Annotated in this window: 2 protein-coding genes; both read left to right on the plus strand. The window is 73.3% G+C overall.

The genetic code is table 11. The annotated features are described in order from the left end of the window. Positions 1–404, plus strand: a 404-nt coding sequence (locus ACWCSD_RS52785; RefSeq protein ID WP_449927549.1) for a RidA family protein, incomplete at its 5' end; no start/stop codon positions are given. 32 nt (positions 405–436) lie between these two features. Then, the coding region (locus ACWCSD_RS52790; RefSeq protein ID WP_449927552.1) for an MFS transporter at positions 437–1,220 on the plus strand (784 nt) is incomplete at its 3' end.

The raw sequence follows: 1,220 nt of genomic DNA on the forward strand, positions 1-1,220 counted from the left end.
TGAGGAGAGAGAACATGGGCGAACGGCACATCAACCCCGAGGGGCTGCACCGCAGCCCGGCCTTCAGCCAGGCCGTCGTGGTCGAGCAGCCGGCCAGGACCATCTACATCGGCGGCCAGAACGGCGTCGGCCCCGACGGCAAGGTCGTCGGCCCGACGGTGGGGGAGCAGGCCAGGCAGGTGTTCCGCAACCTCAGGACGATCCTGGAGAGCGAGGGGGCGAGCCTGGCGAACGTCGTGCACTGGCGCATCGCCGTGCTGGACGGTTACACGTTCGACGAGGGAGTGGCCGCCTTCCAGGAGGTGTGGAACCGGGCCGACCCGCCGCCCGCCATCACGGTGCACGTCGTGGCCGGGCTGAACCCGGGATGCCTCGTCGAGGTCGACGCCGTCGCCGTCGTGTGACCCCGCGGGCACCCTCGACGAGATCTCCGATCATGACGAACACCGCGGAGGCGCCACCGGCCGGGCAGGGCGCCGCCCGGCCGCCCGGCCCCCTCTGGCCGATCGTCGCCCTGGTCTGCCTGGCGCAGTTCATGATGGTCCTCGACGTGTCGATCGTGAACGTCGCGCTGCCCGCCATGGAGTCCGACCTCCGCCTGGGCGCCGAGGGGCTGCAATGGGTGGTCAACGGCTACCTCCTCACCTTCGCCGGGTTCCTGCTGCTCGGCGGCCGGGCGGCCGACCTCTACGGCCGCAGGCGCACCTTCGTCGCGGGCCTGGCCGTGTTCGCGGTCGGCGGGGCGGCGGGATCGCTGGCCGGCGGGCTGCTCACCGACCACCTGTCCTGGCGCTGGATCCTGCTGATCAACGCGCCGATCGGGGCGGTCGCGGTCATCGCCGCGCTGCGCCTGCTCGCCGAGAGCCGCGACACCGGCGCCCGCGGGCTCGACCTGACCGGCGCGATCACGGTGACGGCCGGGCTGTCGGCGCTGGAGCTGGGCGTGCTGCAGACCCCCGCGCACGGCTGGGGTTCGGCGCGCGCGCTGGTCCCGATGGGCGTGGGCGTGCTGGCGCTGGGCGTGTTCGTCCTGGTGCAGGCCCGGTTCGCGCGGGCGCCGCTGATGCCGCTGCGGATCTTCCGGGCCCGCTCGGTGTCCGGCGCGCTCCTCGTGCAGTTCCTGCTGGGGGCCGCGGGCTTCGCGCTCTGGTACTTCCTGTCGCTCCACATGCAGCAGGTGCTGCGCTACAGCGCGCTCCAGGCGGGCCTGGCGTTCCTGC

The sequence above is a fragment of the Nonomuraea sp. NPDC001684 genome, assembly GCF_053596515.1.